This window comes from Bacteroides faecium, from assembly GCF_012113595.1.
Taxonomy (GTDB): Bacteria; Bacteroidota; Bacteroidia; order Bacteroidales; family Bacteroidaceae; genus Bacteroides; species Bacteroides faecium.
The window spans coordinates 3,709,726-3,724,260 of the sequence record NZ_CP050831.1 but is presented as its reverse complement, the minus strand read 5'-3'; the positions used below and the strand labels follow the sequence as shown (position 1 = coordinate 3,724,260).

Sequence of the window (14,535 nt, the reverse complement as noted above, 5' to 3'; positions counted from 1 at the left end):
TTTAAATATTAGAAATAAAAACCTGTCTTTACATAAAAATGAGAAGAGCCTTTATCGTTCCCGAACTTCTGTAAGCCACAACTAAGAGTGAACTTTTTGTACTTTATGCCTGGTCCGAATTCGCAATAGAAAGAAGTTTTGCCACCTGACGGCTTCAGCGAGTGCCCTGCACCCAATGCCAAATCCACGAACGGTGAAAAGTCAGAGGTCACAGGATAAAAACCCCGCAAATCGACGTAACCCGTCATGGCAAAACGCAAACCCTGCCCCTTGTAATAATGCGTCAACATATGAGCATCTACACCAATTGATGTCTGAAGATAATCCCCCCACATGATTCCATGAAGCATTCCCAACATGGCACGGGCAGAATAAGTCTTCACATCGTTCACTGTCGAACTCGTTCCATAACCAATATGCATCCCTCCTGCATATTTAGGTGTCCAATCGATTGCATGGCACAACGAAGGAAACACAGCCAGCATAAAGCAAAACAGTCCGACTTTCTTTAAGAACCGACTATGCAAGCCGTTTCTCTGTTTCTGATTCTTTTTCATAAATAATTAATTTAAGTGAATACTAATGTTAGTTCAATACTATTTGATTTCTCGTACAAGCATTCCCGGATAAAAATCGCCACCACTAACCTTGACAAAAGTTGTAGCTTTCAAATCAGCTCCATAAGCCCCCTCTTCCGCTGCCATATAACGGTTATCCCATATTTTATCGGCAACAGGTTTAATAATGCCCATCCGTTTGTATTCAATCTTACCCTCTACTTCTCTGGCTTCAAGAACTTCAAATCTGGAATTTTTGTCGATGCCTTCTTTTTTTCCTATCTGCACAGTAATAGCCGGCTCCACATTCAAGACTGGAGCTTTTATTTTAAACTGTTCATATTTCTTTTGTAAGTCAGCCACATTTTCATCAATAGCCCGTTGGCAGGCTTTACGAATCATTTGCAAGGGTTCTTCTTCTTTTATACCCAAGAAAGACGTTTTAGCACCACTGGATTCCACTTCACCAACATATTTCATCTGAAACGCCCTCCGATTCTTCTCGAAGGTAAACTTCTTTTGCTCATCCGCTTTCTCCGAGTAGTAAAGAGTATAAAACTGATTTGCAATTTCTTCATTCCATATCAGTTGATAAAGACGGGTATGTATTTTCACAGAGAAGCCCTTCAGTGTAGCTACAATATCACCATAATTTTGTCCCAATTTTACATAATCGCTATTGCCGGTGGCCATTCCGGCAACACCACCAAGTACAGTCAAAGCCAGTCCCCATGTTTTGGCACGGGCATTTTTATCTATATAGCGAACCTCATTTACCAATAAGTAGGTATTTCCTATTAAATCCTCTCCAGCATCTTGCAACATGGCTATCCCCCTCTTTGAGCGTTTTGCCAGTTCCTTATCAAATTCAGACGCATTATAAAGACCACGTTCTTTTACCAGTTCCATGTCACACTCTCCCGTTAGAATGTTCCTATTAAACCATTTCCCTACAAGTCGGCTGGCTATATGGTTACGATTGATAAAGTCCGTAATATCTTCTGTGTATTTTCCTTTACAGTCTACAACAACAGCATTTATACTCAACCCATGATCATTATATTTATCAGGAACGGGAATCGCCAGGAACTGTTCTTTTATCTCGTCACAGAAGTCCTGTTCGCTATGGCTTACAAGTATGCTATAGATAGAACTACGACGATATTTCATATCTTGTTGAACGGTTTCCTGTGCCCCAGACTCAGAAAACACGAACGTTACCAATAGTACCGTTATCAAAAGTCTTACTTTTCTCATTTCTTTATTCTTTAATAGTCCCACATATCATTTTCAATAGTTCCTGTCAATTCACATTTATTGCGCTCCTGATTGTTTCTAATCATAAATTTGTAAGTATCTATTTCTGTCCATACTCCCATCTTTTGATTGAGCATCTGCGAATAAGCCTTCATTGCCAAGTTTCCATTTGGCATTATACAAGGAACCAAGACTTTACCATCAGAAGAAATACAACCGACCTTATTGTTCTTGTCCCAGACTACCGCAACTCCCTCAAAATCTCTATTAAAGTTTCTAAAGCCCGTATATCCTGCATTAAAGGCTAATTGGTTTGTTTCGGTTGACAGGCAGTACCATAAACCTTTGTTTTCTTTCTGCACCCACATTAGTTTTGGTTTCCATTCTTCTTTTGCGGCTGTATTATTCCACTTACATTCCACAGCCATCTTATTATCCGGTTCTATTTCGCCCCAACCGGATTTTGTTCGCACGCTAGCCCAACCATATTTAAATGATTGTGCAGATTCGTACATAGCTGGAATAACAAATTCCCCTTTTTTATCAAGGAATCCATACAACCCGCCTTTATTCTTTTGTGCACACATAAGTCCTTCACTTACAGGACTGATCAGATTATAAGAAGGAGATATGATTTCATGTCCGAGGCTATCTATAATGCCGCATTTATCACCATTCTTGACTACATATACGCTCTCCCTCATAGGAAGAATCAAACTATAATCTTTAGAAATCTTACGACCTTCTTTATCTATCAGATATTGTTCTTTATGAGTAGCGATGACAGCATTTCCCTTTTCAAAAGGAGTGACTACCTCAACGTCTATCCAATCCTTAAAAAGTAATTTGCCCGATTCTATAGTATAATAATTAGACTGAACTCTTTTCTTCTTCTCACGAGCTACAGTAATAAATCCATTATTAGGGCTATAAGCCAAATCATACTTATCCGGTGGCAGCAACATGGTACCATTCCCATCAAATATGCCTATTTTATGAAAAAACTTCTCATTCGACTTATGATAATTATATTTATGCATTTCTCCATTCAGACTAGAGAAACCAAACTTATTAGATACTACAATGTAAGTGTTTTCAGTCATGGATAACTTGCTAAACTTTTTCGGAGACAGGAAACTATATGTCAATAATTCAAAGCTACCACATTCTTCCGCTAATTTCCGGTCTGCCTCTGACATTTTCTCCAGATATGACTCATTCAACTCTTTCGTATGGCTCTCCACATATTCTTTCGTTTTCGAAAAATCAAACTCGGAAGATACATCAAAACTAAACTTAAATATATTAGGAGTGTACCGCATTAACGCATAACCGTCTTTCCTTATTTTTCTAAGTTGCTTGATGTATTCCGGATCATTATAAATTGAAGCCATCAATGGATTCGCATCCGGTGCTAACTCGTCAAAAACTCCGATAGCTTTGTATTTTACAGGAACGACAAGGTCGCCATTGCGTTTGTACACACCAAACTTTCCGCCTTTCACAACATCCTTGTTCTTTTTCTTATCAAATTTGCCACCTTCGTTTACCCAACAATACCCACGTTCGTTGAAGGTTCCGACCGCAGTATATTTACAAGGAATAAAAACATGGAAACTATCATCTATATAACCATATTTTCCGCCTTTCATTACATAGGCAAGACCATCCTTAAACAGACCAATCTCGTCATACTCAGCTTTCATAATAATATCTCCCCGCCGATTGATATATCCCCATTTTGCGCCGGTGAGAATACCGTCTTTTACACTTCCGCCTTCCGCAATTTTGCAATAATCGCCATTCCACTCATACATCTCCGAGTACTTAATCTTTATTGCCTCTTTGCCTTTTGTATCAATATATCCCCACTTCTCCCCTTTTTTAACTTTCGCCTTACCATCTATAAAAGGATAAGCCTCCTTGAATTTGTAATCAATTACTTTCTTGCCGTCAAGGTCTACATATCCCCATTTCCCTTTCCCGTTTTGTTCGGGAATAAGAGTTTGCGCATTCAAAATTGATGTCCCCATCACTAGATAGAAAACAATCATCCAACAAATACGATTCATATTATCAGTCTTTTAGTTACATACTATTTTATCACATTAATCTCCGTCTGCTGTCCTTTGCCGTAAGCCATTCCGATTTCCTTTGCAGCATTTATCTGTTCTTTTACCAAATCAACGTTGTCGTCATAAACCTTCATTTCATGTTGTACCTCTACCTGTACCCGTCCTTTTATCTCGGCATAGAGTGATTCAGCCTTAGAATAAGCAGAAGACTTAGGATCTATCAAAGACAACCAATAGCAAGCTTCCCCGGCAGCAGCCCCTGTTTGATTGGCTGTCCATATCCTACGGGCTTTCTTCAAATAATTCTCACCTATTTTATCCCGTGCTTTCGGATAAATGGCTATTATCTCACGAGTCACTTCATCATATCGGTTACAACATTCCGGCACAGAAGCCAGCAAGTTAAAAGCTTCTTCATATTTTTCCAGACCGCCCAGCCGATGTGCCTGTGACACAATCTGCACCGTATGCTGATTGTAATAGGCCAAAACTTTACCTTTTGCCCCTTTGATGAAATCCAGCAATTTCTTGTTTTGCGGATTTATTAACCGTATGGCATTCCTTATGGCTTTCTCCTCTGTGGCACCTGCCCCTCTTACATTGACAACCTGAGTTGCCATAGTTTTCATACCTGCCCTATCCACCAGTTTGAGAATAATGTCACATTGACAAGTCGCACTTGCCGGAATAGTAGGCACGGCCTCATTCTGCATTCCTACGACATCTGCCGTAAGAAAGAACTGAGTATAAAAGAAATCGGATGAAATACCTTGGGAAACAATCAACTGCTCCATTTTAGAACGCAAATATTCTTGCTGCACTTCATTCATCCCGTCAATACGCTCCGCCATTAACACAGCGATAGGAGTGTCACATTCCTCTTGCGCTGATATTCCATTGAAAGACATCAGCAACACAATAAATACACCTATAATCTTTTTCATGATATTCTCTATTTATCTCCTATAACCAATTGACATCTTCCCAATCCAGAAGGAATTACCTTACAAACAAGATTATACGGTGGCTTGCGCAACATCTTTCTCAATTCTTTCACAAAATCTTCCGTATCTATCGCTTTGCCATTTTCATTTACCATTGGAATTCGAACCTGGTTGAACATGGCAAAATTCTCCGAGCCTTCTGCTTTCGAGAACCGTCCTTTTACACAATGCTTTTCCAGCCATTCTTCAATCACATCAATCAACTCATTTTCACCGTACTCGGTTTCCAGATCAATACCCGCTCCCGTATCGAACACATTTATATCAATAGAGACTTCCCTACCATTTTCAAACAAATTATCGAAGTGAGCCTGCAATTGTGAAGTAAAATTATCCATATTGACTAGAATGGCTTCTTCGACCAATACAGGTATCTCGGCCGAAAAAGAGGGTTGGCCTGTTCCTTGTGCACCTGCAACCTGCATATTGGTGTAAGCATCTATCCCGCGCAAATTATAGGTTACCGATTTCTTCGGCCCCAACACATTCACGCTCCAGTCAACTTCCAGAATGATGTCACATTTAGCAGTCCGTTTCAAAACATCAAGCGCTGTTTCCGTCAACACGGCACCCGAATTCTTACTCAAAGTCATGGCATTCCGGGCATTTATCATTTCCATATTTTTTATAGAAGCAGAAAGGTCTTTCAAAGGAAATCCTTTATCAGCCATCAAAATACCTATCTTAGAAATGACATTCATCAAATCCTTATCCTGCGCCAGTGCTTTTTTGTAGTCCGGAAGCGTTTCACTTCCCAATTCTGTCGTTCTTTCAAATACATATCCCTTTTCATTACACCAAGGTAAACTGGGAACGACCATAAGTTCCGGTTTCTTTGCTTGTCCCAATAAGTTCAATGAAAAGAAGAGTAGGACAAATACATAATATATCCGTTTCATATGCTGAGATTTTATAGTTACATATTAAAAGCCCGAAGACAATCCTCTGATAATATGATCGGTTTCCAATTGTTTTCGCAACTGATCTTTTGCCACAGAAATCACAGCACCTATTTTATATTGCCGCTTTGTTACTTTGACACGTTCAAACGTACCTTCTACAATAGTGGCAAAATTCAAATAGGCATTTTTCTTTTCGAAAAACTCATCAAAATATTCCTTGTTTTCTTCCTCTACAGATAAGCTTTTGGCAAATGGTTTCTGACCGCCGCATTTCGTGCTACCAGTCACCCCCTTAAATATAATTCCATGAACAGCATATTTCCGGAGTGTCTCCGGTTTCAGATTAAGTTTGTTTGCATACACCCAAACTTTTACAAGGTAAGTACCTTCTACTCCATTTCCTTCACAAATGATGTCATATCTTCTATCAATGTTTTGCTTCACATTCTGCCCGTACATTGATATAGACTTAATGGAAAAGAGGCACAGAGCAATAACTATCAAGTAATTACGTCGTTTCATTCCCGCTTTTTGTTTTGTCTGCTTATAGCCTCCCCGGATTGGGCAATAAATAAAAAAAAGGCATGGGAGTCTGTACTGTTGCTTATCTCAGTCTCAGGCTCTCGCATTGCCCGTCTGTAAGGATAAGCAACGCAGCTAGCCCACGCCTAGATGAGATATATAGAACACTATGCATAGCATAATGTTTAATCACACCTATAGTGGACGTTCTCCGTTGCCATATCCGCTTACAGACTAAGAATTTGCGAGATTCGAGACTGAAAGATATGTTTGGTAAACGCCTTTTTTCTAAAAATCCCCGCCGCCCCCTCTAGGGCTAGCTGGATGCTGCAAATATAGAAAGTTAAATTTAGACTGACAAACTTTATTTTACTTTTCTTGTTTCTTTTCCGCCATACAGCTTTTTCCAATACTTTACATAATAACAACAAGCTCATAACTGTGCAGAAATGAACTAATCCGCATTGAAATGAAGCCTAATGTAATATTCACGGCTACTATAAAGTTTAAAAGTGTGCAAGTATCTGCAACGCTGCAACAAAACGGCGTTAATACATTAGTATATAGATGGTTATAGTGTTGCAGATACCTGTTGCAGATGGTTGCAGATATCCCTTATCTGCAACACGTATCGTGCGGTTAGGGGCAGATATCCCCTTAAGGAAAAGCTGGAGGCATTACATTGATGTCAGTATCCGCATAGGGAAACTGGAGTATCTATACTCAGAAACTCCAATTTCCCTATGCGGACACTCTCGTTTCCATGCTTGGAAACTGGAGTTTCCAGCCTGGGAACGGGAGTTTAGACGTAGGGAACTACTATATCATATATATGATTGTACGGTTTGCAATAAAAGATTTATTGTTTTATACAGTGTGGCAGATAAAAGACATCTGCGACCATCTGCAACAGCTATCTGCAACGCTGTAACCATCTATCTATTAATATATTACTCCCGTTTTGTTGCAGCGTTGCAGATACCTGCACACTTTTAAACTTTATAGTAGTGAGAAAATCACATCAATTAGCTCAAAATCGTGCAGGAAATGAGCCAAATGCAATATTCGGGCTACAAAAAAGGTGCCAAAAGCTGATATTATCCCATCAGACTTTTGGCACCTTTCCTTTCAATTACTAAGTTCTCTTCTACTTGATTTCCCTAATCAACATACCTTCGAAGAAGTCGCTACCACTAACCTTCTTGAAAGTAGTATATTTAAGTTTTGAATTAAGTGTCTGGTCTTCGGCAGCCATATACCGGTTATCCCAGATTTTTCCGGATACAGGTTCTATCACCCCTACTCTTTTATAGGTTGTCTTTCCTGTACTTTCATCCAAGTTCTTCTCCAACACTTCATATTTTGATTCCTGGCTGACGCCTTCTTTCAGTCCTACCTGAGCATAAACCTCTTTTCCATTGACACCATAAAGCGGAGTCTTCACCTTAAACACATCAAAGCTACGTTGAAGTTCCAATACGGATTCGTCCAACGCACGGCAAACAACCTTACGAATCATATCAGCCGGTTCATAATTGCTGGACATCGTTGTTTTATTGGAACGTACCGACTGCTTTCCTATAAACTTGAGTTTGAAAGTTCCATTGTCTTTCAAGAATTCTTCGGCTTTCACCTTATCAGGACCATCCAAATAATACTGCGTATAGAATTTATTAGCGACATCGTCATTCCACTCCAATTTATAAAGATAAGAGTTCACAATCACTTTGAATCCTTTGATACTCTCTGCCAAAGCAGCCGCATTTTCACCCATATCTGCAAAATTCACTCCTGTAGCAATAGTAGCGACACTACCCAACAAACGTATTCCCATACCAAATGCTTTCGAAGTATTCTCTTTATCTACATAACGGATATCATTCACCATGATAAACGTATTAGAGATTAATTCTTCGCCGGCGTCCGAAAGAGTCGCTACTCCTCTTGCTGTCTTCCGTGCCAAACGCACGTCCAGGTCAGTCGCATTATACTGTCCTCTCTCTGAAATCAGCTTCATATCACATACGCCCGTTTCTTTATTTCGTTCAAACCATTTTGCCACCAGTCTCTTCGCAACCTGATTTTTTTCCAGAAAACGGGTAATCTCTTCTTCCTGTTGTTTTTCATCCGTTGTCTCAACCAGGCGCACATTCAGATTATGATTATCATATTTGTCCGGGACCGGCAACTTCAGATATTCTTCCATTATTTCATTACCAAATTTCTTTTCTGTATGTCGTACGAGCATCGAATAAATAGAACTCCGCCTATACTTGGCTGCTTGTTCATCATTCTGCTCTTGCGCTCCTATCGTAGAGCTAACCAATAACATGAGGCAACTTACGATGAATATATTTTTTTTCATAACCGACTAATTCTTTATATTGATAAATTAAAATTCCTAATTCTATTTTCCCTTATTATTTCATCTAAAAATCCCACAATTCCTCAGGGATTACTTCACTTACTTTAAACCGGTTGTAATTTACAATATAATATCCCGGGTGCTTCATCAGGTATTCAATATCATCGGCAGACACCTTTTTCTGTCCATATTGCCCGATAACAACCTGATAGGCTGATAATGGAGAAACCGGGCAATAAGCTTCGATGATAACCTGTCCATCTTTTGACACAGCTCCCCAAAGCGATTCACCAATAAACTTCTCAGGAGCAAAGGTGCCTCCCTTTTCCATTTTCTTCATCACTTTACCTTTCACTTTATCCATATCTATACCCAGATTAGCATAGAGATTAGAATCAAGCAACCCTTTTTGAGATTCCCCCATAATATATTCTTTCATTATATCAGCGGCTTTCTTGCAGTTATCTTTAGTGACCTTTTGGGAAACGATATAAATGCCATGCTGACTATCCAATCCAAGGAAATCGAATGTAGGAGATAAAATTTCTTTTTCTTCAAAATTCAACAGTCCGAACTTTCCGGCATTAGCCAATATCTTATTTCCAAATTCATCATAGAAATTCGACAGGTCTTCATAAGCCGGAGCCAACAGAACAGTTCCTTTAGCATCCTTAATTCCCCATTTGCCGTTCTCTTTATAATTGAATTTTCCTTTATGCACGGAAGATACCATTTCATAATTAAAAGGCATCGCCTCTTTCCCATCCAGTGAAATAAATCCTGCCTTACCGCCTTTCATTGCCGGAATCAAGCCTTCTGAATAAACGCCCAAATAATCCATATCGGTGGTAAGGGTTACGTTGTTTTTCGAATCAATCACATACCATTTGTTCTGTTTGCAGACCGATGCGTATCCATCATTAAAAGCGGAAGTCTTATCGTACTCAAAAGGAATCAGGACATCACCGGTTTTAGACAAATATCCGAAGCCGGAACCGTTTTCCGAAGCAATGGTATAATCTGTATAGTCGCCCAATACTTTATATTTAGGTTCAATCATCAACTTTCCATCCCGCCGTACGTAACCGGATTTATCACCGATAGTGTATCTTTCTATTTCATTATTGAATTTAAAATCCAGCGCCCCTGCTTCAAGTTTTGTAATCTTGCCGTTTTCATTATGCAAAAAATAAGATTTTCCGGTACTTATATCCAGAGCAGACGCCCAGTTATGCTGGTTCATGGCAATAGCATTATAAACAAAGTCTTCCAGTACCATGCCTCTTGTATCTAAAATGCCATAGAACATTCCTTTCTTTCCGGTCTTACTTTCTTTCTTATGCAGCATTTTCTGCTGGATAATAATGCCGTTACGGGCATTGTTATTGGTATAAGAGTCTTCGCTTATCACCATTCCCTGCTTATTGATGTAACTATAACGCATTGGTCCTGTTCCAACCCAAGCCACTCCTTCACAAAATTCTCCGGCTGAACGGTACTTTACCTTTATGACGATACGCCCACCATCATCAACAAATCCCCATTTACCATTTTCCAACTGTCCGCTTTTACCTATTTTCCCACCTTTGCATACACGTGCCATGCCATCAATCAACTCACCTATTTCAGTATATTCCGGTTTAATCAACTCTTGTCCATACCTGGAAACCCAACCATATACTTTGCCTTTTTTGGTCTTGGCAATATTAAACTTATTAAAATACTCTATATCATCATATATGGGCTTTATAAGGATTTCACCATTATCTTCCACATATCCCCATTTACCGCCTTCCAGGTCATCTGTATTCTTATTATATTTGGCGCCAATACAAATTTTAGCTACACCATCGACGAAATCTTCAATCACCGAATATTGCACTTTCAGTACAACATCACCTTTTTCATTGATGAATCCAAATTTATCTTTGATACGTACTTTAGCGAGTCCACCTTCAAAATTCCCTATCTCATCGTACTTAGGTTTAACAACGAACTTGCCTTTTGCATCTACAAGACCAACTCTACCTTTTTTATCACGCTGGAGCGTTAAATCCTGAGCAAATAAAGTGCCTGAGCTCCCCAATGTGATGAAAGCTATCAAACCTATCAATATACTTTTCTTCATTTTGCCATAAATATTTTAATTCAACAAATTCTTTCTATTTTATCACGTTTATTTCGGTCTGCTGTCCTTTGCCATAAGCCATTCCTATTTCCTTGGCAGCATTTATCTGTTGTTTTATCAAGTCAACATTATCGTCATAGACCTTCATTTCATGCTGCACCTCTTCTTTCACTCTACCTTTTATTTCAGCATACAGCCTTTCTCCACCGGGATAAGCCGAAGATTTCGGATCAATCAACGATAACCAATAGCATGCTTCCTCTGCAGCGGCGCCAGTCTGGTCGACAGTCCATATCCTACGTGCTTCTTTCAGGAATTTTTCTCCGACTTTATCCCTTGCTTTCGGATAAATGGCTATTATCTCACGAGTCACTTCATTATACTGGTTACAACATTCGGGAACAGATGCCAGTAAATTGAACGCTTCTTCATATTTATCCAGATTAGCCAACCGACGGGACTGGGATACGATTTGCGGCACATGCTGATTATAATAGGCAAGAACTTTACTCTTCGCTCCTTTTATAAAATCAATAAGATTCTTGTTTTGCGGATTGATTAGCCGCAATGCGTTCTGCATCGCCTTCGCTTCCGTACTACCGGCACCACGCACATTCACGCTTTGCACTGCCATCGTTTTCATCCCTGCCCTGTCTACTAATTTGAAAACGACATCATATTGGCAAGTAACACTGGAAGGAATAGTAGGCACAACATCTTTCTGCATACCAGACACGTCGGCTGTCAAAACGAATTGTGTATAAGAGAAATCAGAAGAAACTCCTTGTGAGACGACCAACTGTTCCATTTTAGAACACAGATAGCTTTTTTGCGCTTCATTCAGTCCTTCTATATGTTCCGGCATCGCCACGGTGATAGGAGTATCACATTCCTGCGCAGACATTCCCCTGAAGAATATCAGCGACACGATTAATATACTTATAAATCTTTTCATGATTCTGTCTTTTTATTTATCACCTATTATCAGTTGACATCTTCCCAACCCACGGGGAACAACTTTACAAGTCAGATTGTAAGGAGCTTTGCGCAATACTTTCCTCAGCTCTTTTACGAAATCTTCCGTATCCATCGCTTTGCCGTTTTCGTTCATCATCGGTATTCTGACCTGATTGAACATTGCGAAATTCTCCGAACCTTCCGTTTTACTGAAACGCCCCTTCACGCAGTTTTTCTCCAACCACTCTTCTATCACATCTATCAGCTCATTGTCTCCATATTCTGTTTCCAAATCAATGCCTTGTCCTGTATCGAATACGTTAATATCAATAGCCACTTCTCTACCATTCTCGAAGAGGTTGTCAAAGTGAGTTTGCAACTGTGATGTGAAGTTATCCATGTTAGCCGAAATAGCTTCTTCTATCAATACCGGAATTTCGGCCGAAAAAGAGGGCTGCCCCGTTCCTTGTGCACCTGCGACTTGCATATTGGTGTAAGCATCAATTCCACGGAGATTGTACGTAACCGACTTTTTCGGTCCTGTGGTATTAACGCTCCAATCGACTTCCAAAACAATATCACATTTGGCTGTCCGTTTCAGCATATCCAGCGCACTCTCTGCCAATGCCGCACCTGAATTCTTGCTTAAGGTCATCGCATTTTGGGCATTAATAATCTCCATATTCTTAATCGAAGCGGAAAGGTCTTTCAGCGGGAATCCCTTATCAGCCATTAAAATGCCTATTTTAGAAATAACATTCATCAAGTCTTTGTCTTGCGCAAGGGCTTTCTTATAATCCGGCAAAATCTCACTGCCCAGTTCTGTCTGTCTTTCAACAACGTATCCTCTTTCATTACACCATGGCAAACTGGGTACAACCATTAACTCCGGTTTCTTGGCTTGCCCGAACATATTGATGGAATAAATCAATAAAACAAAAGCATAATATATCTTTTTCATATACAAATAGTTTATTCACCTATTAAAACCCCGTGGACAACCCTCTGATTATGCCATCTGCTTCCAATTGCTTGCGCAACTGGTCTTTGGAAACGGATACGACGGCGCCTATTTTATATTGCCGTTTGGTCACCTTCACACGTTCAAATGTTCCTTCCACGATAGTGGCAAAATTGAGATAGGCATTCTTCTTTTCAAAGAATTCATCGAAGTACTTCTTATTCTCTTCTTCCACAGATAAGCTTTTAGCGAACGGCTTCTGTCCGTTACATTTTGCACTGCCTGTCACACCTTTAAATATAACCCCATGAATGGCATACTTCCGCAATTGCTCCGGTTTGAGATTCTGTTTATTGGCATATACCCAGACGCGGACCAGATAAGTACCTTCAACTCCATTTCCTTCGCAGATAATATCATATCGTCTGTCAATGTTTTGATCCACATCCTGTGCATGGAGTGGTATGTCAGCAAAGAAGAAAAGAAACAATCCGATGGTTAATGATGGTAAAACGACGTTTACACAATGGAATAATTTTAATAATGCGTTCTTCATAATAATCTATTTTAGCTTATATTTTTTACTATTATTCTATAACTTCCCTTATAATACAAAGGTATTTGATTTATCCGAGCAAAAAAAAGCGCAAAGTCCCGCTTTGAGAGTAAACGGTACAAAAGCATGCTTAAGCATGCAAAAATCGTGATTATACAGACATTATTTTACTACCAGGAGAATATGATAAACAAACATATAGTTCCGGAAAAACGTTATATTTGCATATTAGAATCAAAAAAGGAACAAAGTATGAAGTATATCGGAGCACATGTAAGCGCATCCGGTGGCGTAGAATTCGCCCCCGTCAATGCGCATGAGATAGGAGCAAATGCTTTTGCGTTATTCACCAAGAACCAACGCCAATGGGTAAGCAAACCTTTGACAGAAGAAAGTATCAGTCTTTTCAAGGAGAATTGCAAGAAGTTCGGTTTTCAGCCGGAATATATCCTGCCTCATGACAGTTACCTTATTAATCTGGGACACCCCGAGGAAGAAGGATTGGCAAAAAGCCGCGCCGCCTTTCTGGATGAAATGCAACGTTGCGAACAACTCGGATTGAAACTTCTAAATTTTCATCCCGGCAGTTCTCTCAATAAAATATCAATAGAAGATTGCCTGGCACTTATTGCGGAAAGTATTAATATCACTTTGGAAAAGACAAAAGGAGTGACAGCCGTTATCGAAAATACTGCCGGACAAGGTAGTAATCTGGGGAGCGAATTCTGGCAACTAAAATATATTATTGACCGGGTAAATGACAAAAGCCGGGTAGGCATTTGTCTTGATACTTGCCATACATATACAGCAGGTTATGATATAGTGAACGATTACGATAAGGTATTCGATGAATTCGAAAAGGAAGTAGGATTCAATTATCTACGCGGCATGCACTTGAATGACTCAAAGAAAGCACTAGGTACCCATGTAGACCGCCACGACAGTATCGGCGAAGGACTGATTGGAAAAGCATTTTTTGAAAGATTAATGCAGGATTCAAGATTCGACAATATGCCGCTAATACTCGAAACTCCTGATGAGAGTAAGTGGGCGGAAGAGATTGCCTGGTTAAGAAGCGTCGAGTAAAAGACCGGAAAATACAAGTTATAGAACACATTTTCGAAAAAATATTCAACTTTATGTTATAATATTGAATATTATATGTATTTTTGCACCCGTAAACCTTTGGATTTCAAAGTGCTTACGGGTATTTTTATTGCAAAACAAACATTTTAGTAATCGCATAAACAA

12 protein-coding genes are annotated in these 14,535 nt (G+C 39.5%); 1 reads left to right on the top strand and 11 read right to left on the bottom strand.

Features of this window, described 5'->3' with window-relative positions; all coding sequences use genetic code 11:
* Positions 1-8: 8 nt before the first annotated feature.
* The 11 genes from BacF7301_RS13495 to BacF7301_RS13445 form a co-directional block, all read right to left on the bottom strand.
* The gene (locus BacF7301_RS13495; protein ID WP_167963568.1) at positions 9-557 is read right to left on the bottom strand and encodes a hypothetical protein; all 549 of its coding nucleotides are present in this window, start codon (positions 555-557) and stop codon (positions 9-11) included.
* 39 nt (positions 558-596) lie between these two features.
* Positions 597-1,814, bottom strand: coding sequence for a hypothetical protein (locus BacF7301_RS13490; protein ID WP_245208235.1), 1,218 nt, complete (start codon positions 1,812-1,814; stop codon positions 597-599).
* An 11-nt stretch (positions 1,815-1,825) separates the two neighbouring features.
* Positions 1,826-3,886: a WG repeat-containing protein gene (locus BacF7301_RS13485; protein WP_167963566.1), complete on the bottom strand. Its 2,061-nt coding sequence runs from the start codon at positions 3,884-3,886 to the stop codon at positions 1,826-1,828.
* 23 nt (positions 3,887-3,909) lie between these two features.
* A complete protein-coding gene (locus BacF7301_RS13480) occupies positions 3,910-4,833 on the bottom strand; it encodes a hypothetical protein (RefSeq protein ID WP_167963564.1) in 924 nt (307 codons plus the stop codon).
* A gap of 8 nt (positions 4,834-4,841) precedes the next feature.
* Positions 4,842-5,792 carry a DUF6175 family protein gene (locus BacF7301_RS13475; RefSeq protein ID WP_167963562.1) on the bottom strand — a complete coding sequence of 317 codons (951 nt, stop codon included), beginning with the start codon at positions 5,790-5,792 and terminating at the stop codon, positions 4,842-4,844.
* Between the two features lie 24 nt (positions 5,793-5,816).
* Positions 5,817-6,317 (bottom strand): hypothetical protein, encoded by a 501-nt coding sequence (locus BacF7301_RS13470; RefSeq protein WP_167963560.1) that lies wholly within the window; start codon positions 6,315-6,317, stop codon positions 5,817-5,819.
* Between the two features lie 1,147 nt (positions 6,318-7,464).
* Positions 7,465-8,682, bottom strand: coding sequence for a hypothetical protein (locus BacF7301_RS13465; protein WP_245208234.1), 1,218 nt, complete (start codon positions 8,680-8,682; stop codon positions 7,465-7,467).
* 64 nt (positions 8,683-8,746) lie between these two features.
* Positions 8,747-10,810, bottom strand: a complete 2,064-nt coding sequence (locus BacF7301_RS13460) for a WG repeat-containing protein (RefSeq protein ID WP_167963558.1) — start codon at positions 10,808-10,810, stop codon at positions 8,747-8,749.
* A 34-nt stretch (positions 10,811-10,844) separates the two neighbouring features.
* Positions 10,845-11,765 carry a hypothetical protein gene (locus tag BacF7301_RS13455; RefSeq protein WP_167963556.1) on the bottom strand — a complete coding sequence of 307 codons (921 nt, stop codon included), beginning with the start codon at positions 11,763-11,765 and terminating at the stop codon, positions 10,845-10,847.
* A gap of 12 nt (positions 11,766-11,777) precedes the next feature.
* Complete coding sequence (locus BacF7301_RS13450) at positions 11,778-12,728, bottom strand: DUF6175 family protein (RefSeq protein WP_167963554.1); 951 nt, start codon at positions 12,726-12,728, stop codon at positions 11,778-11,780.
* A gap of 22 nt (positions 12,729-12,750) precedes the next feature.
* Positions 12,751-13,284: a hypothetical protein gene (locus tag BacF7301_RS13445; protein WP_167963552.1), complete on the bottom strand. Its 534-nt coding sequence runs from the start codon at positions 13,282-13,284 to the stop codon at positions 12,751-12,753.
* Positions 13,285-13,536: 252 nt separating this feature from the next.
* Between BacF7301_RS13445 and nfo the strand changes: the two genes are divergently transcribed.
* Positions 13,537-14,370, top strand: a complete 834-nt coding sequence (gene nfo, locus BacF7301_RS13440; protein WP_167963550.1) for a deoxyribonuclease IV — start codon at positions 13,537-13,539, stop codon at positions 14,368-14,370.
* Positions 14,371-14,535 lie beyond the last annotated feature (165 nt).

Excerpts from the sequence above, each read along its gene's own strand:
- BacF7301_RS13475 (WP_167963562.1), bottom strand. The coding sequence starts at position 5,792 with ATGAAACGGATATATTATGTATTTGTCCTACTCTTCTTTTCATTGAAC.
- BacF7301_RS13470 (WP_167963560.1), bottom strand. The coding sequence starts at position 6,317 with ATGAAACGACGTAATTACTTGATAGTTATTGCTCTGTGCCTCTTTTCC.
- BacF7301_RS13490 (WP_245208235.1), bottom strand. The coding sequence starts at position 1,814 with ATGAGAAAAGTAAGACTTTTGATAACGGTACTATTGGTAACGTTCGTG.
- BacF7301_RS13495 (WP_167963568.1), bottom strand. The coding sequence starts at position 557 with ATGAAAAAGAATCAGAAACAGAGAAACGGCTTGCATAGTCGGTTCTTA.
- BacF7301_RS13485 (WP_167963566.1), bottom strand. The coding sequence starts at position 3,886 with ATGAATCGTATTTGTTGGATGATTGTTTTCTATCTAGTGATGGGGACA.
- BacF7301_RS13450 (WP_167963554.1), bottom strand. The coding sequence starts at position 12,728 with ATGAAAAAGATATATTATGCTTTTGTTTTATTGATTTATTCCATCAAT.
- BacF7301_RS13455 (WP_167963556.1), bottom strand. The coding sequence starts at position 11,765 with ATGAAAAGATTTATAAGTATATTAATCGTGTCGCTGATATTCTTCAGG.
- BacF7301_RS13465 (WP_245208234.1), bottom strand. The coding sequence starts at position 8,682 with ATGAAAAAAAATATATTCATCGTAAGTTGCCTCATGTTATTGGTTAGC.
- BacF7301_RS13480 (WP_167963564.1), bottom strand. The coding sequence starts at position 4,833 with ATGAAAAAGATTATAGGTGTATTTATTGTGTTGCTGATGTCTTTCAAT.
- BacF7301_RS13460 (WP_167963558.1), bottom strand. The coding sequence starts at position 10,810 with ATGAAGAAAAGTATATTGATAGGTTTGATAGCTTTCATCACATTGGGG.
- nfo (WP_167963550.1), top strand. The coding sequence starts at position 13,537 with ATGAAGTATATCGGAGCACATGTAAGCGCATCCGGTGGCGTAGAATTC.
- BacF7301_RS13445 (WP_167963552.1), bottom strand. The coding sequence starts at position 13,284 with ATGAAGAACGCATTATTAAAATTATTCCATTGTGTAAACGTCGTTTTA.